Source organism: Allobosea sp. 05T433 (assembly GCF_056396065.1).
In genome coordinates this window covers 130,731-148,319 of sequence record NZ_JBFTKS010000007.1, presented here as the reverse complement: position 1 = coordinate 148,319, position 17,589 = coordinate 130,731, and the positions used below count along the sequence as shown (strand labels likewise).

General features: G+C 65.1%; 12 protein-coding genes. 10 read left to right on the top strand and 2 right to left on the bottom strand.

The window, feature by feature from the left end; translation table 11 throughout:
* Positions 1-50: 50 nt before the first annotated feature.
* Positions 51-1,553: a glycerol kinase GlpK gene (gene glpK / locus AC1DGP_RS12055; protein WP_441505943.1), complete on the bottom strand. Its 1,503-nt coding sequence runs from the start codon at positions 1,551-1,553 to the stop codon at positions 51-53.
* A 206-nt stretch (positions 1,554-1,759) separates the two neighbouring features.
* Here glpK and AC1DGP_RS12050 point away from each other — a divergent pair, with 206 nt between their 5' ends.
* A complete protein-coding gene (locus AC1DGP_RS12050) occupies positions 1,760-2,884 on the top strand; it encodes a Ppx/GppA phosphatase family protein (protein ID WP_441505944.1) in 1,125 nt (374 codons plus the stop codon).
* Between the two features lie 65 nt (positions 2,885-2,949).
* Positions 2,950-3,666, top strand: a complete 717-nt coding sequence (locus AC1DGP_RS12045) for an RlmE family RNA methyltransferase (protein ID WP_113515802.1) — start codon at positions 2,950-2,952, stop codon at positions 3,664-3,666.
* Between the two features lie 87 nt (positions 3,667-3,753).
* Here AC1DGP_RS12045 and AC1DGP_RS12040 read toward each other — a convergent pair whose 3' ends face one another.
* Positions 3,754-5,193, bottom strand: coding sequence for an MFS transporter (locus tag AC1DGP_RS12040; protein ID WP_441505945.1), 1,440 nt, complete (start codon positions 5,191-5,193; stop codon positions 3,754-3,756).
* Between the two features lie 275 nt (positions 5,194-5,468).
* Between AC1DGP_RS12040 and guaB the strand changes: the two genes are divergently transcribed.
* The 8 genes from guaB (at position 5,469) to AC1DGP_RS12000 (ending at position 17,561) form a co-directional block, all read left to right on the top strand.
* Positions 5,469-6,962 (top strand): IMP dehydrogenase, encoded by a 1,494-nt coding sequence (gene guaB, locus AC1DGP_RS12035; protein WP_476832179.1) that lies wholly within the window; start codon positions 5,469-5,471, stop codon positions 6,960-6,962.
* Positions 6,963-7,196: 234 nt separating this feature from the next.
* Positions 7,197-7,607: an MAPEG family protein gene (locus tag AC1DGP_RS12030; protein WP_441505946.1), complete on the top strand. Its 411-nt coding sequence runs from the start codon at positions 7,197-7,199 to the stop codon at positions 7,605-7,607.
* Positions 7,608-7,811: 204 nt separating this feature from the next.
* A complete protein-coding gene (locus tag AC1DGP_RS12025) occupies positions 7,812-9,065 on the top strand; it encodes an efflux RND transporter periplasmic adaptor subunit (protein WP_441489737.1) in 1,254 nt (417 codons plus the stop codon).
* On the top strand, positions 9,065-12,205 hold the full coding sequence (locus AC1DGP_RS12020) for an efflux RND transporter permease subunit (protein WP_441505947.1): 3,141 nt from the start codon (positions 9,065-9,067) through the stop codon (positions 12,203-12,205). Before AC1DGP_RS12025 ends, AC1DGP_RS12020 begins: the two co-directional genes overlap by 1 nt.
* A gap of 271 nt (positions 12,206-12,476) precedes the next feature.
* Positions 12,477-13,403, top strand: a complete 927-nt coding sequence (locus AC1DGP_RS12015; RefSeq protein ID WP_441505948.1) for a DUF2865 domain-containing protein — start codon at positions 12,477-12,479, stop codon at positions 13,401-13,403.
* Positions 13,404-13,555: 152 nt separating this feature from the next.
* Positions 13,556-14,653, top strand: a complete 1,098-nt coding sequence (locus AC1DGP_RS12010) for a DUF2865 domain-containing protein (protein WP_441505949.1) — start codon at positions 13,556-13,558, stop codon at positions 14,651-14,653.
* 218 nt (positions 14,654-14,871) lie between these two features.
* Positions 14,872-15,885 (top strand): extracellular solute-binding protein, encoded by a 1,014-nt coding sequence (locus AC1DGP_RS12005; protein ID WP_441505950.1) that lies wholly within the window; start codon positions 14,872-14,874, stop codon positions 15,883-15,885.
* A 23-nt stretch (positions 15,886-15,908) separates the two neighbouring features.
* Entirely contained in the window at positions 15,909-17,561 is a 1,653-nt protein-coding gene (locus AC1DGP_RS12000; RefSeq protein WP_441505951.1) for an ABC transporter permease, read from the top strand.
* Positions 17,562-17,589: the final 28 nt, after the last annotated feature.

The following is a 17,589-nucleotide window of genomic DNA, read 5'->3' as shown; positions in this document are numbered from 1 at the left end:
GGCAAGCCCATTGTGAGCAATCTTGTGCATGAAGGCGACGGGGCCACCTGTCAGCCTGTACTCAGCGTCCTCCGCACGCTGTCGCGCCAGCCCATGACCAGCTTTTCGCGCTGGCTTTTCGCCATTCCGGGGACAAAGCGCCGTTCAAGCCGCCAGAGATCCGCAAACCGATCCGGCTCCGGCAACAGCCCTGCATCGAGGCCGGCGAGATAGGCGGCTCCCAAAGCCGTCGTCTCCAGCACCTCCGGCCTGTCGACAGGTAATGCGAGAATGTCGGCGAGCCGCTGCATGGTCCAGTCGGACGCGACCATGCCGCCATCGACGCGCAGCACCGCGGCGCCCTGCCCGGCGTCCGGCCAGTCGGCACGCATCGCGTCGAGCAGATCGAGCGTCTGGTAACAGACGCTTTCCAGCGTCGCCCGCGCCAGCTCGCGCGGGCCGCTGTTGCGGGTGAGCCCGAAAATAGCGCCACGCGCCTCGGCGTCCCAATGCGGCGCACCGAGCCCGACGAAAGCCGGCACCAGGTAGACCGCCTGGGTCGGATCGGCCGCTTCGGCAAGCGGCCCGGTCTCGCTTGCCGTCTCGATGATTCCGAGCCCGTCGCGGAGCCATTGCACAGCCGCCCCCGCGACGAAGATCGAACCCTCCAGCGCATAGGTGCGCTCGCCGCCGAGCTGATAGGCGATGGTGCTGAGCAGCCGGTTCTGGGATGCCACCGGCGTCGAACCGGTGTTCAGCAGGGCAAAACAGCCGGTGCCATAGGTCGACTTCACCATACCGGGCGTGAAACAGGCCTGGCCGATCGTCGCCGCCTGCTGGTCGCCGGCCATGCCACGTACGGGGATCGCCGCGCCGAAATGGTCGGGCAGCGTCTCGCCGAACAGGCAGGCGCAATCGCGAACCTCCGGCAGCAACGAGCGGGGAATGTCGAACAGCGCGAGCAGGTCCTCGTCCCAGATTCCGCGCCCGATATCGAACAGCATGGTGCGCGCCGCATTGGTCGCGTCGGTTGCGTGGACGGCTCCGCCTGTCAGGCGCCACAGCAGGAAGCAATCGACCGTGCCGAAGGCGAGTTCGCCGGCTTCCGCCCGCCGGCGCGCGCCCGGCACATTGTCGAGCAGCCAGGCGATCTTGGTCGCCGAGAAATAGGGATCGATTCGCAGGCCCGTCCGGCTCGAAACCAGCGAATCATGGCCTCGCTCGCTGAGCTCGGCGCAACGCGGCGCCGTCCGCCGGTCCTGCCAGACGATGGCGCGGTGGATCGCCTGCCCGGTCCTGCGGTCCCAGATCAGCGTCGTCTCGCGCTGGTTGGTGATGCCGATCGCGGCAATGTCCGCGGCTGAGAGCCCGCCCTTGCTGACGGCCTCGCGGCAGGTCGCCAGAACGCTTTCCCACAGATCCTCGGGCTCATGCTCGACCCAGCCCGAGGCCGGAAAATGCTGTGGGAACTCGCGCTGCGCCGATGCCACAGCCCTGAGCGCACCATCGAACAAAATCGCGCGCGACGAGGTCGTCCCCTGATCGATCGCGAGAATATAGCGTGCTCCGGCCATGGCAGCAGTGGTCCTTCCCAGTGGCGGCCCGTCCGATCCGGGCTTGCCCCGAACTTGGCCGAAGCGTGTCGCCGCAGGCAAGCACTCCACCGACAAATGAACAGCGCACAGGTTCCGCTTGGCATCTTCATCAGGCTCTTGTTACGCTTCACCCGAAGCAAGCGGCCGGAGCGTGCAAACCGCGGCCGACGAGGGGTCAAAACACGGTGACGGTCGAGGACCGCCAGGATCGGGATATCGCGCTCGCGGTATCCCCAGGGGTTGATGGCGCCGATCCGCGCCCGATCGGCTCGTCTCCCCTCGGCCCTGCCCCCGTCACGCAAACCTATTACGCGCCCTCGCGCCATCCGGTCGCGACCTATGCCGCGCTCGATCTCGGCACCAATAATTGCCGGCTGCTGATCGCCCGCCCGGCCCAACATGGCTTTCGCGTCGTCGATGCCTTTTCCCGCATCGTTCGCCTGGGCGAAGGGCTTACAGCGAGCGGGCGGCTTGCCGATGCGGCGATGGACCGGGCGGTCGAAGCCCTGAAGATCTGCAAGAGCAAAATGACCCATCGCGGCGTCAGCCGCGCGCGCCTGGTCACGACCGAGGCCTGCCGGGCCGCCACCAACGGGCTCGACTTCGTCCGCCGGGTCGCTGCGGAAGCCGATCTCGAGCTTGAGATCGTCGACCAGCGGACCGAGGCGTCCCTGGCCGTCACCGGTTGCGCTGCGCTGGCCCATCCCACGGCGGAAGGCGTGATCGTCTTCGATATCGGCGGCGGCTCGACCGAGATCGTCTGGATGGGCGGGCGCTCGCAGGCGCGCGACCCGGCGGGTCGCATCCGCGAATGGGCCTCGCTGCCGATGGGCGTCGTCTCTGTCGCCGAGCGCTATGGCGGCGTCGATGTCGGGCGTGAAAAATTCGAGCGCATGGTCGATGATTGCAGCGCTGCCTTGAAGCCATTCGCGACGCGCGCTGCGGCGGCAAAGGACGCCGCCGGTTTCCATCTGCTTGGCACGTCGGGCACCGTCACCACCGTCGCCGGCATCCATCTCGGCCTGCCGCGCTATGACCGGCGTCTGGTCGACGGGCTGTGGATGGACGAGACGGATATCCTCGCCGTCATCGACCGGCTGGTCGATATGGACTATGCCGCCCGCTCGGCCAATGCCTGCATCGGCCGCGAGCGGGCCGATCTCGTGCTTGCCGGCTGTGCGATCTTCGAGGCGATCAGGCGCGCCTTCCCGAGCCGGAAAGTGCGCATCGCCGACCGCGGCCTGCGCGAGGGCATCCTGCTCCGGATGATGCATGAAGATCGCGCCTGGTGGCGCCGCAGGCAGGCATGACGTAAGTCCACGGGAAGGAAGCCCCGTAGCCATGAGCACCACCAAGAGATGAGCACCACCCAGCAATGAGCACCACCAAAGGCGGCACCGGCGCCCGCGATATGCGGGTCAAGGTGAAGAAGGCCGGCAAGCTCAAGCATTCCTCGCAGCTCTGGCTCGAACGCCAGCTCAACGACCCCTATGTCAAGCGGGCGAAGGAGCGCGGTTTTCGTTCGCGCGCGGCGTTCAAGCTCGAGGAGATGGACGACCGCTACAAGTTCCTGAAGACCGGCCAGAAGCTGATCGACCTCGGCTGCGCGCCAGGCGGCTGGTGCCAGGTCGCGGCGCAGCGCATCGGGCTCGAGCGGGGCAAGGGCGCGATCGTCGGCATCGACCTGCTGCACGTCGATCCGATCCCCGGCGTCGATCTCATCGAGATGGATTTCATGGCCGACGAGGCCCCTGCCCTGCTGACCGAGCGGCTCGGCGGCCGGGCCGATGGCGTGATGTCGGACATGGCGGCCAACACCACCGGCCACAAGAAGACCGACCATCTCAAGATCATCGCGCTGGCCGAGGCCGCGCTGGAATTCGCCTATTCGATTCTGGCTCCCGGCGGCTTCTTCCTGGCAAAGCTGTTCCAGGGCGGCGAAAGCGCCGAGCTGCTCGCCATGCTCAAGCGCGACTTCACCACCGTGCGCAACGTCAAGCCGGCAGCGAGCCGGGCGGATTCCTCGGAACTCTACGTGCTGGCGACCGGCTATCGTCGCAAGGAACAGCCGGCAGCGGACACAGAGGGCTGATCTGCCTTCCGAACGCGCCAGGGGGAGGTCTAGACGGCGCCCCCTGCTTACCCCCTCGCCTGAGCGCTGGAGTTGCCGGCCAGCCCTTCAGTCCAGCGGCTTCTGATCCTCGATTGCCTGGGCCGTTGCCTTGCGCGCGCTGAGCGGTGCGTGACCGGAAACCTCGGCGCCGGCATCGGGGGCAAGCCGCGTCATCCAGAGGGCCGACGAGGCCGAAATCAGCCCGACCAGCACGAAGGCCGGCCAGAAATCATGCGCACCCAGCGCCTTGCCGCCGTTCAGCATGTTCGCCGCCTCCAGTGCGAATGCGCCGATCGTGATCCCGAGGCTGAGCGACAATTGCTGCGCCACGCTGGAGAGGCTGGTCGCGCTCGACATGTCCCGGTTCGAGACATCGGCATAGCTCAGCGCATTGATGCCGGTGAATTGCAGCGAGCGGAAGCACCCACCGATCAGCAGCACGCTGAGCATCAGCCATTGCGGTGTCGTCGGCGTGAACAGCCCGGATGCTGACAGGAAGGCCGATCCGATCAGCGCATTGAAGATCAGGACATGGCGGAAGCCGAACCGCGCCAGGATCGTCTTGGCCAGCGTCTTCATGATCATGGCGCCGGCGGCGGACGCAAACGTGATCAGGCCGGAATGCAGCGCGTCATAGCCAAAGCCGAGCTGAAGCATCAGCGGCAGCAGGAAGGGGATCGCCCCGATGCCGACCCGGAAGATCGAGCCGCCGAGCACGCCGATCCGGTAGGTCGGGATCTTGAAGAGCGAGAGATTCAGGACCGGATAGGCCGTTCGGCGCGCATGCCAGAGATAGGTCATCAGCGAGGCCAGGCCCGCGATCACGAAGCCGATCGAGGCTTCGATCGGCACCAGATGCCGGCCGCCGGTCGCAAGCCCCAGCATCAGCGCCGCGAAGCCGAAGGCCGACAGCATGAAGCCCCGGAGATCGAGCGGCGCAACGTCCTCCTCGCGGACATCCTCGAAGAAGCGGCTCGCCAGAACGATGCCGATCAGCCCGATCGGGATATTGATGAAGAAGATCCAGCGCCAGTCGAAATAGGTGGTGATGAAGCCACCCAGCGGCGGCCCGACCACCGGCCCGACCAGGGCCGGCACGGTCAGATAGGCCAGCGCACTGACGAGCTGCGATTTCTCGACGCTGCGCAGGATCACCAGCCGACCGACGGGCACCATCATGGCACCGCCCATGCCCTGAACGAAGCGCGCGCCGACGAAAGCCCCGAGCGAATTCGAGATCGCACACAGGATCGAGCCAAGCATGAAGACGCCGAGCGCCGTGCGGAAAATCGTGCGGGCGCCGTAGCGATCGGCCATCCAGCCCGAGATCGGGATGAAAACCGCGAGGCTGACGAGATAGGAGGTCAGCGCCAGCTTGAGCGCGATCGGGTCCTCGCCCAGCGATTGCGCGATCACCGGCAGCGAGGTCGCAATCACGGTGGAGTCGGTGTTCTCCATGAACAGCGCGCAGGCGACGATCAGGGGCAGGAGTTTGGCGCGTTGCACGGATAAGGAACCTTGCGGCCCGGAGCCGGGATCGGAGAGTTTTGTTCTTTGCCACGCCGGATGTGGCATGAACACGGCCATTTTGCCTGGATCGCGAAGAGACGCTCTGCGCCTGTCGCATGAGTCGCGTTATCGCAGCGCAGCATAATCCGCCTCAATTTCGGCTGAGGCCACTAGCGGCGATGCCGCACGCATGATATCGGGCCTCGTCAACTCGGTAGCGGGCGCATGTTGTCGCCCACCCTGAAATGCCCCGCATGGGCTTGGAGTTGGCGATGGCAAGCATCAGTGACACCCTCATCCGCGACGGCCTGACCTTCGACGACGTCCTGCTCGAGCCGGGGCCGTCCGAAGTGATGCCGGCCGACGTCAATATCTCGACCAAGCTCACCAAGACGATCTCGCTCAACCTGCCGATCATCGCCTCGGCGATGGACACGGTGACCGAGGCCAGGATGGCGATTGCCATGGCGCAGGCCGGCGGCCTCGGCGTCGTCCACCGCAATCTGGAGGCCGACCAGCAGGCCGCGCAGGTGCGGCTCGTCAAGAAATTCGAATCGGGCATGGTCGCCAACCCGATCACGATCTTCCCGGACGAGACACTGGGCGACGCGCTTGCTCTGATGCGGCACCATTCGATCTCGGGCATCCCCGTGGTCGAGCGCGGCCCGCAGGGACACAAGGGCAAGCTCGTCGGCATCCTGACCAACCGCGATGTCCGCTTCGCCGACCGCCCCGAGCAGCCCGTCGCCGAGATCATGACCAAGGATCGCCTGATCACGGTGCGCGAAGGCGTGACCCAGGAGGAGGCACGCCGCCTGCTCCACCAGTTCCGCATCKAGAAGCTGCTGGTCGTCGATGATCATTTCCGCTGCATCGGCCTGATCACCGTCAAGGACATGGAGAAGCAGGTCGCCCACCCGCATGCCGCCAAGGACGCGCAGGGTCGTCTCCTGGTTGCAGCGGCGACTACGACCGGCGATCTCGGCTTCGAGCGCTCCGAGCTGCTGATCGACGCCGGTGTCGACATCATCGTCGTCGACACCGCCCATGGCCATTCCGCCAAGGTGCTGGAAGCGGTCACCCGGGTGAAGAAACTCTCCAATACCGTTCAGATCATTGCCGGCAACGTTGCCACCGCGTCCGGTGCGCAGGCTCTCATCGATGCCGGCGCCGACGCGATCAAGGTCGGCATCGGGCCGGGCTCGATCTGCACCACCCGCATCGTCGCGGGCGTCGGCGTGCCGCAGCTCACCGCGGTGATGGACGCAGCCTCGGCGGCGAGCAAGGCGGGCATTCCGGTCATCGCCGATGGCGGCATCAAATATTCCGGCGACCTCGCCAAGGCGCTGGCCGCCGGCGCCTCCTGCGCCATGGTCGGCTCGCTGCTTGCCGGCACAGACGAAACGCCGGGCGAAACCTTCCTCTACCAGGGGCGCTCCTACAAATCCTATCGCGGCATGGGCTCGGTCGGCGCGATGGCGCGCGGCTCGGCCGACCGCTACTTCCAGCAGGACATCAAGGATGCCCTGAAGCTGGTGCCGGAAGGCATCGAGGGTCAGGTCGCCTATAAGGGGCCGGTCTCCGGCGTGCTGCACCAGCTCGCGGGCGGCTTGCGGGCTGCGATGGGCTATGTCGGCGGGCGCGATCTTGCCGACTACCAGTCCAAGGCCCGGTTTATCCGCATCACCAGTGCCGGCCTGCGCGAGAGCCATGTCCACGATGTCACCATCGTGCGCGAAAGCCCGAACTACCCGACGCGATCCTGAGGCCCAGGCCTCGCCGATACCATCGTGACGCCGATTGGCCCTCATACCGCGAAATTGCCCCAAGAGCATGCTGCGAAAAAGTGGCAACGGTTTTCGCACTGAGCATGCTCTAAACTATGAGAATCGATCACGTTTTCTGCGTTTGGACGATTTCGTCCAAACGCAGCGTGATCTGCCGGCAACCTCCCGGGGTGAGGGTTTTCCTTTGCATGAACAGCGAGAGGCGAGCCGCCCATGACGATCCAATTGGTCTACCCCGCCCTGGCTCAGATCCTGTGGACCTTCGTCGTGCTCGGCATCCTGTTCCAGCGCCGTCGTGTCGCCTTCCGGAACAAGGAGGTCGGGATGGCCGATATCGCGGTCTCGACCGAGCGCTATCCGGAGCGTGCCCGCCTCGCCGCTGCGAACTATGCCAATCAGTTCGAGACGCCGGTCATTTTCTTCGCGCTGATCATGCTCGCCATGGAGGTCGGCGCGACCGGCACGGTGATTGTTGCCCTTGCCTGGGCCTTCGTGCTGACGCGCATCGTGCACACCTTGATCCATACCGGGTCCAACCGGGTCCCAGTGCGCGCGGCTGTGTTTGCTCTGGGCGTCGCCTGCCTGTTCTGCATGACGGTCGGCATTGTCGTTACGGTACTTTGACATGCTCGTGCGGCGTGCAATGTTCGCAGACGCACGTCCGCAAGATATACTCTGTCACATCCTCGCTACATCGTGAGACAAACGCTGTTTCGCGCTTGCGCCCAAAACCACCTGCCGGCATGCTAAATGCTTGCGGCTAGGACGGTTTAGGGACGACCGTTCCAAATGGTACAGAGTCTGTCCCGCTCTGGCGCAAGGTTTCGCATGGCTGTCTTGTCTTTCGGGCGCGTTGTTGTCGTGGCCGCCGTCGGCGCGGTCGCAGCTGGCGCGGGTCTCCATTATTCCGGCCGATCAGTCCCTCCTCCGCTCGATCGCATTCCCTACGGAAAGATCATCCCGCCCTATGCCCAGCCGGCCCAGCAGGCCGCGGCCCCATCATCACGCGCTTCGGGACAACAACGCCCACCCGTGACGATCGTCACGGCCAAGGCTGAACGCCGGCCGATGCCGGTCAGGCTCGACGCGATCGGCACCGTGCAGGCACTCTCGAGCGTTGCGGTGCGCTCGCGCGTCGATACGCAGATCATAGAGGTCGGCTTCCCCGATGGCGGCTATGTGAAGAAGGGCGACATGCTCTTCCGCCTCGACTCCCGCCTCGCGGAAGCGCTGCTGAAACAGGCCGAAGCGGGTGTTGCCCGCGACAAGGCCTCGCTCGCCTCCGCCGAAGCCGATCTGCGCCGGGCGGAAGAACTCGCCAAGCGCGATTTCGCCACCGACCAGCGTCTCGACACCGCCCGCACCCAGGTCGCGACGCTCAAGGCCAGCGTCCGTGGCGGTGAGGCAGCGGTCGACGCCCTCAAGGTCCAGCTGACCTATTACACCATCACCGCCCCGGTTTCGGGCCGGATTGGCGTAGCCGGCCTCAAGGAAGGCAATATCGCCAAGACCGGCGACAATTCGACCACGCTGGTGACGATCAACCAGATCGATCCGATCTATGTCAGCTTCGCCCTGCCGCAGCGCCAGCTGTCCAGCATCCGCGAAGCGATGAATGCCGGCACGGCCGTGGCGGTTGCCACGCAGCAGGGTGCGAGCCGCGGCGTCGAGGGCAAGATCGCGGTCATCGACAATCTCGTCGATGCGACGACCGGCACGATCCAGATGCGCGCGATCTTCAACAATCCTGACGAGACCCTGTGGCCCGGCGCCCTCTGCCAGGTCCGCCTGACCCTGCGTGTCGAGCCCGATGCGCTGACCGTGCCCCGCGAAGCCGTCCAGAACGGCCAGAACGGCACCTTCGTCTTCGTGATCGAGGACGGCGTCGCCCGCGCCCGCCCGGTCACCGTCGACCGCACCATCGATGACCGCGTCGTACTTGCGTCGGGCCTGAAGGGCGACGAGACGGTCGTCATCGACGGCCAGCTCCTGCTGACCGATGGCGCCCGCGCGGTCGAGCGCAACCGGGGCGGCCAGAGGCCGCCGCCCAACCAGACCTCGCAGCGCGGGAGTGCTGGCTGATGAACCTCCCGGAGGCCTGCATCCGTCGTCCGGTGATGACGACACTCCTGATGGCAACCTTTCTGATCTTCGGGTTGTTCGCCTTCAAACAGCTTCCGGTCGCGGCATTGCCGCGGGTCGATTTCCCGACGATCAATGTCAGCGCCCGCCTGCCGGGCGCGAGCCCCGAATCGATGGCCTCCTCGGTCGCCGCACCGCTGGAGCGCGAATTCGCCTCGATCTCGGGCATCACCTCGATGTCCTCGGTCTCGCAGCTCGGCGCGACCTCGATCACGCTGCAATTCGACCTCAACCGCAATATCGACGGCGCAGCGCTCGACGTGCAGGCCGCGCTGAGTGCCACCGCTCGTCGGCTGCCGCCGGAGCTGCCCTCGCCACCCAGCTTCAGGAAGGTCAATCCGGCCGACCAGCCGGTGCTGTTCATGGTGCTGACCTCGGCGACGAAACCGCTCTACGAAGTCCATGAATTCGGCGAGAACATCCTGCAGCAGCAGATCTCGCAATTGCCTGGCGTCGCGCAGGTCAACATCTTCGGCGCGCAGAAATACGCCGTGCGCGTACAGGTCAATCCCGACGCCGTCTCGGCTCGCGGCCTGGCACTGAGCGATGTCCGCAATGCGATCGCCGCCGCCAACTCCAATTCCCCGGTCGGCACGCTCAATGGCGAGAACCAGCGCCTGACGCTCGGCGCCACGGGCCAGATGGAGCGCGCCGCCGAGTACGGCAACCTCATCATCTCGCAGAAGAACGGCGTGCCGATCCGCCTCGAGGACGTGGCACAGGTCTACGACTCCGTCGAGAACAACCAGACCGGCAGCTGGTTCAACGGGCAGCGCTCGATCATGCTGGCGGTCTATCGTCAGTCCGACGCCAACACCGTCGAGGTCGTCGACAGCATCAAGTCCAGGCTCGAGGCCTATCGCGAGCAACTTCCAGCCGCGATGGAACTCAATGTCCTGAACGACCGCTCGATCCCGATCCGGGAGGCGGTGGAGGATGTCGAGGTCTCGCTGATGATCGCGATCGCGCTCGTGATCATGGTGATCTTCCTGTTCCTGAAGAGCCTGGCCGCGACGCTGATTCCGACGCTCGCCCTGCCGATTTCGCTGGTCGGTACCTTCGCGATCATGCACGCGCTCGGCTATTCGCTCGACAACATCTCGCTGCTCGCACTGACGCTCGCGGTCGGCTTCGTCGTCGATGACGCCATCGTCATGCTGGAAAACATCATCCGGCATATCGAGATGGGCAAGAAACCGTTCCAGGCGGCCCTCGACGGCTCGCGCGAGATCGGCTTCACCATTCTCTCGATCACCATTTCGCTCGTTGCCGTCTTCATTCCCGTCTTCTTCATGGGCGGGGTCGTCGGCAAGGTTTTCACGGAGTTTGCCGGCACGATCGCGGCCGCGATCATCGTCTCGGGCTTCGTCTCCCTGACCCTCACCCCGATGCTCTGCGCCCGTTTCCTCAAGGCGCATGATCACCACAAGAAGCCGAACCTGATCGAGCGCGTCTTCGAGGCCGGCTTCCAGGGGATGCTGGGCGCCTACCGCTGGACCCTGGATTGCGTGCTGAAGGCGCGCATCCTGATGCTGATCTTCACGCTGGCGACGGTCTATATCTCGGCGCAGATGTATATCGACATCCCGAAGGGCTTCTTCCCGACCGAGGATACCGGCCTCCTGCGCGCATCGACCGAAGGCCCGCCCGACACGTCATTCGAGGCGATGGCGGCGCGCCAGATCCGCATCGCCGAAATCGTCAAGGCCGATCCGGCAGTCGATTATCTGACGTCGAATATCGGCGGCTTCAACGCCACCAATAACGGCTTCATGTTCATCGCGCTCAAGCCCAAGGATCAGCGCGAGAAGGCCGAGGTGGTGATCTCGCGGTTGAGGCGCGCGACCGGCGACGTGCCGGGTATCACTGCGGTGTTCCAGCAGGTGCAGAACATCAACCTCAACGCCGGCCGGTCGTCACGCGCGCAGTACCTCTATTCGCTGCAAGGACCGGACCTGAATGCGCTCTTCGCCTATGCTCCGCTGATGCAGCAGCGGCTCGCGCGGCTTCCGCAGCTGCGCGATGCCAATATCGATCTGCAGTTGCGCAACCCGCAGCTCTCGATCGACATCGACCGCGAACGCGCCGCGAGCCTGGGCATTTCCAGTGACCAGATCCGGCAGGCACTGGGCAACGCTTTCGGCTCGCGCCAGATCGCGACGATATTCACCCCCTCGACCGATTATCAGGTCATCATGGAGGCCAATCGCGCCTATCAGCAGGATCCCGCTGTGCTCTCGCGGTTGCTGCTCAAGGCTGCGAACGGCCTGAACGTGCCGTTGGAAACGGTGGCGACGATCAAGCCCAGCGTCGGCCCGCTCGCGGTGAACCGCATTTCGCAGCAGCCGGCGGTGACAATCTCGTTCAACACGGCGCCGGGCATCTCGCTTGGCGACGCCGTCAACGCCATCCGCGCGGCCGAGCGCGACGTCAATCTGCCGGCCTCGATCGTGACGAGCTTCGCCGGTTCCGCCCAGCTGTTCCAGGATGCGCTGAAGGGGCAAGGCCTGCTGATCTTCGCCGCAATCCTGGTGATCTACATCATCCTCGGCATTCTCTACGAGAGCTTCATCCACCCGATCACCATCCTCTCCGGCCTCCCCTCTGCCGGCCTCGGAGCGCTGCTCGCCCTGCAGTATTTCAACATGGACCTGTCGGTGATCGCGATCATCGGCATCCTGATGCTGGTCGGCATCGTCAAGAAGAACGCGATCATGATGGTCGATTTCGCGATCGAGCGTCGTAAACAGGGGGACGACGCGTTGACCGCCATCCGCGAGGCGGCGCTTGTCCGCTTCCGTCCGATCATGATGACGAGCTTTGCCGCGATCTTCGGCGTGCTTCCCATCGCACTCGGCGCGGGCGCCGGCGCCGAGCTCCGGCAGCCGCTCGGCATCGCCGTGGTCGGCGGATTGATCGTCTCGCAACTGCTGACGCTCTACATCACGCCGGTGATCTATTTCTACCTCGACAAGGTCGACACCTGGCTCTCCGGCCGCAGTCGCGGCGAGCGCGAGAGCGTGCCCAGCTCCGCTGTGCCCGTAGCCATCCCGCAGGCGGTGCGCGGCCCGGACCTCTGAGGGCGGTCAAAGCCTCCCTCTCAATCGTTCCTGCGCCACGAACTTCGCATCTCCTGCAGTTCGTGGCGTATTTCTGCAGAATGCATCAAAGGCAACCTTGTGCCTTAAAGCGGAGAGAACGGCGGCTTGCATAACGCTGGGTGAGTGATCCCTGCCATAAGCAAAGTCGTCGATGTTCCGCATAAGAAATGCCGTGCCGCTGTCGGGCCATACTCCGCCCGGAATCCATCCGTCTCCTTCCCGAAGGGCCGCTCTKACGCGGTATGCAGCCATGGTGCTGCTCGGATTGGTTCTCGGAGCGAGCGGCACGGCGCTGACCGTCACCCTCGTTCGGGCTGGTGATGACGCCGGCGTTCGTGCCTTCCATCTTCAGGAAGCAGCGAGACGTGCGCCCAGTGCCGCGGCCTTGACCTATGCTCCGGTCAGTTCAGGCTGGAGGCTGCCGCTCTTCGGCTCATACCCGGATGGCCGGATCGAACATCCCCCCGTCCTGCGCGAACGCGGCAAGCCGCGCGATGGAGCGACCGTAAGCACTCTCCGTGCAACGGCCCGTTACGATACCGGATCAGGCGCCTCCCGCACCATTTGCGTACGGATGTGCGACGGCTATCACATGCCGCTTGGCCATTTGCGATCGCAAGCTGACTGGCCGGCGCATGAGGCCCTTTGCACGGCGATGAATCCCGGCATCCCGGTCAAGGTCTTCCGCGTTCCTGCCGGCGCCGCGGATATCGACGGCGCCGTGGCCTCCGACGGCAGGACCTATGGCTCCCTGCCCGTTGCCTATGGTCACGAGACATCGTCCGACCCGGGCTGCAGGCCCACCGTCCCGTCTGCCGGTGATCGCCGTGTCTCTCTTCTGCGGGATTTCACCCTGCGCCCAGGCGACTCGGTGGTGCTTGATGGCAAGGTGACAACCTTTGAGGGCTCTTCCACCTGGCCTTACAACCCGAGGAATTTCCGCGATTTTCGGTCGTCGAACGAACTCAACGCCAATCAACGCCGGATGATCGACGACACGGTCGGCGTTTCCAGCCGTGAAGGCCAGATGCTGGCCCTGCGTCGCGACATGACGGTGCGGGAGGCGAAGATCGGTGATGCCACCACGATCGAGCTGCGCGGCCGTTTCGAGAGCGGCTCAGGTGAAACCGCAACCGCCTCGAACATGCAGCGCATCGTCATTTCGCCGGCAAGCTGAACCCCTCTCCAGGCATTTTGGCCGGGCACGCTGCGTTAAGCATCGCGCCCGTTTTGCATGCGCGAACGCCGACGGGCCGTTGATGATTAACGAAAAGTAAACTACACCCCAAGGGCGGCGGACGAAGAACAAGCGCGAGTGGAGTAGACGCGATGTTTCGTGTCCGTGAGATCCCCGACCGGGAAGACCCACCATTAGGCAGCCCTGTCCCCGTCGTTGCGCTGGAGCGTAATGCTCACGGCAAGAAACGAACGGGCCGCTTCGCGGCGATGACTGCGCTTGGCCTTGTGCTCGGAGCGGGTGGCGCGATCGGCACGATCTCGCTCGTCCAGGCTGGCGACGATGCCGGCGTCCGCGACTTTCAGCTCCAGGAAGCGGCGAACCGCCGTGCTATGCGCGCCCCGCAAGCCGGCGCCTATCATGCCCCCATCGCCTATGCGCCCGCGCGTGGCATCTGGAACCTGCCCCTGACGCGCAGCGTACCGAACGGGCGCATCGCGCACCCGCCCGTGGTCTTGAACCCTTTCAGGACGGTCGAACCTCCGCGTCAGGCGGCCCGGCGCCCCACGACGCAGCACAGCGTTGCACGCCTCGATACCGTCTCCGGCAGTGGACATGGCGCGCGCACCATCTGCGTGCGGCTCTGCGACGGCTTTCATGCGCCGATCGGCAATCTGAATGCCCAGTCTGACCTAACGGCACACGACGCCCTCTGCCGGGCGATGAACCCCGGCGTCCCGGTCAAGGTCTTCCGCGTTCCCGCCGGTGCCAGCACGATCGACGGCGCCGTTTCGGCAGATGGCAAGACCTATGGCTCGCTCCCCGTTGCCTATGGCCATGAGAAATCCTCTGATCCAGCCTGCCGGCCGGCGATTGTCGCCAGCGGCGAGCGCCGCGTCTCGCTGTTGCGCGATATCACGCTTCGTCCCGGCGACAGCGTCGTTCTGGACGGCAAGGTCACGACCTTCACGGGCTCGTCGCAGTGGCCCTATAGCCGGCGCGATTTCGTCGATTTCAGATCGGCGCGGGAACTCAGTGCCGGCGATCGGCGCGGCATCGACGAGCGGGTCGGCATTTCACGCGTCGAAGCGCAGATGCAGGCGCTGCGCCGCAAGCTGCGCACGCGCGAAGCCTCGCTTCGTGACGAGACCGTGATGAGCGATGCAATCGAATTGCGCGGCTCGATCGATCCGCCAACGCGCGGGCCGGTCCGCGTGATCGCCGGGCCGGCGTTCCGGCTTTTGCCTTAGTTCCAACAGGCCTGCCGGCCGACTTTCGGCGGCCCGATGTCAGTCTTGGGCGCTGGTTCGAAGGCGCATCTTCTTTGAATTAATCTAAAGAGGATGCAATTTAGAAAACCTATAAGCAATTGATCTATAACGCTTTTCAATTGACCGCCCTAGCGTCAGGCAATACCGCTCCAGCACCACGAACGTGCAGAGGGCATCTACGCCCGAAGGAGCGAACCATGATCGACAAAACTCGCCTGTCCCTCATCGCCCTGGCGTCCTGCCTGCTCGCTACCCCGGTCCTGGCCCAGAGCGTCAATCTCTACACGACGCGCGAGCCGGCCCTGCTCAATCCCGTCGTCGAGGCCTTCACCAAGGACACCGGCATCAAGGTCAACACGGTGTTCCTGAAGGACGGGCTCGAGGAGCGCATCAAGGCCGAGGGCGCAAACAGCCCGGCCGATGTCATGATCATGGTCGACGCCGCGCAGATGATCTCGGCCGCCAATGCCGGCGTCACCCAGCCGATCAAGTCTGCGGCCGTCGACAAGATCGTCCCGGCGCAGCTGCGCGATCCGCAGGATAACTGGGTCACCCTGACCAAGCGCGCCCGCATCGTCGTCGTCTCGAAGGATCGCGTGCCGCAGGATGCGATCACCTATGAGGACCTCGCCGACCCGAAGTGGAAGGGCAAGTTCTGCATCCGCGGCGGTCAGCACCCCTACAACAACGCTCTCTTTGCCGCCTATCTCGCGCGCAACGGCGCCGACAAGACCGAGACGTGGCTCAAGGCACTCAAGGCCAACACCGCGCGCAAGCCGGGCGGCGGCGACCGTGAAGTCGCGCGCGACATCCAGTCCGGGCTCTGCGATATCGCAGTGATCAACACCTACTATATCGGCCTGATGAGCATTGCCGCGAACGAGCAGAAGGGCTGGTTCGAGGCGATCAAGCCGCTGAAGACCACCTTCGCCAATGGCGGCACCCATGTGAACATCTCGGGCGCCGCCATCGCCAAACACGCCCCCAATCGTGAAAACGCGGTCAAGCTGATCGAGTACATGCTTGGCGACAAGGCGCAGACCATCTATGCCGACGGCAATTTCGAGTTCCCGGTCAACCCGGACGTCAAGGAAAGCGCCGCTGTGAAGCTGCTGGGCAAGGTCAATGTCGATACCACCCCGCTGACCGAGATCGGCAAGAACCGCAAGGCGGCCGCTGACCTCGTCGACAAGGTCGGCTTCGACAATTGAGCCTGTCTCCCACGGCTGGAGAAATGCGACGGTCGCCACGCCTGTGGCGGCCGTCGAGCCGTTTTGTCTGGGCTTCGGTTGCGGGTGCCGGGCTTGTCGCGCTGCCAGTTCTCGCGCTCGGCCTGACCGCGCTTTCGCCGGCAGCATCGTCGATCTGGCCGCATCTTGTCGCCAATGTCATTCCCGATGCGCTGGCGAACACCGCCATGCTTCTTGCCGGCGTCGGCCTGCTCTGCAGTCTCATCGGCGTCGGCACGGCCTGGCTCGTCACCCAATATGAGTTTCCCGGCCGTCGCGCCTTCGAATGGCTGCTCGTGCTGCCATTGGCGATCCCGACTTATCTGACGGCCTATATCTATGTTGAGTTCCTGGGCTTCCAGGGACCGCTGCAGACGGCCTTGCGTGCGGTGACGGGCTATCGCAGCCTGCGCGACTACTGGTTTCCCGACCCGCGCAATCTGGCGGGCGCGATCTTCGTCATGGGGATCGTGCTCTACCCTTACGTCTATCTCAGCGTCCGGGCGCTGTTCGGCCTGCAGAGCGCGACGATCGTCGAGTCGGCGCGGACGCTCGGAGCCGCGCACGGCACCTTGTTCTGGCGGATTGGCTTGCCCATGGCGCGCCCGGCGCTCGTCGCAGGGTTGACCCTGGCACTGCTCGAAACACTCAACGATATCGGCGCGACCGAATATCTCGGGGTCCGCTCCCTGACCCTGTCGATCTACACGACCTGGCTCAATCGCGGCTCTCTGGCGGGCGCAGCCCAGATCTCCTGCGTGATGCTTCTCCTCGTGGTCGCCCTGATCGCAACCGAGGCGAGACTGCGCGGCGCGCGCCGCTTCACGCTCTCGGTGCGCCAGCCCCGCGCCGTCGGCCGCCGGCTCCTGTCCGGGCGCATTGCGCTCGCAGCCAGCGCCGCCTGCGCCCTGCCCCTGCTGCTTGGCGCGCTTCTGCCGATGGGCTTTCTCCTCCAGGAGGTCCTGACGCGCGGCCTGCTGCATCAGTTCGACATGGCCCTGCTGCGCAATCTCCTGAATGCCCTGCTGCTGTCGGCTGGCGCCGCGCTGATCGTGGTGACGCTTGGCCTTTGCATCGTGGCTGCAGGCCGGCTCGGCCGCGAAACCTGGCTGCCGGCGCTCGCGCGCATCGCCTCGCTTGGCTATGCGCTGCCCGGCACGGTGCTCGCGCTTGGACTGCTCGTCCCGCTTGCCGCCTTCGACAATCTCGTCGCCGACACCGTCTCCGCATTGTTCGGCGTCAGTCCTGGTCTCATCCTGATCGGCTCGGGTGCCGCTCTCGTGATTGCCTATGTCGTACGCTTCCTGTCGATCGCGATCTCCGGCATCCAGAGCGGTCTCGCCCGGATCTCGCCGAGGATCGACGATGCCGCGCGCGCCCTCGGCTCAAGCTCGGGCGAGGTGTTGCGGCAGGTGCATTGGCCGCTCGCTCGCCCTGCCATCGCTGCGGCCGCCTTGCTCGTATTCGTCGACTGTCTGAAGGAGCTGCCCGCGACGCTGCTGCTGCGACCGCTGAACGTCGACACGCTCGCAACCATCGTCTACGGACATGCCTCACGCGGCATGTTCGAAGACGGAGCGCTGGCCGCGTTGCTGATCGTGATCGCCGGCCTCTATCCCGCCATCATTCTGGCACGAGCCGGTGGCACGAAGGGGTGACACCGTAAGGCGTTGCGGCTCTCTTTGC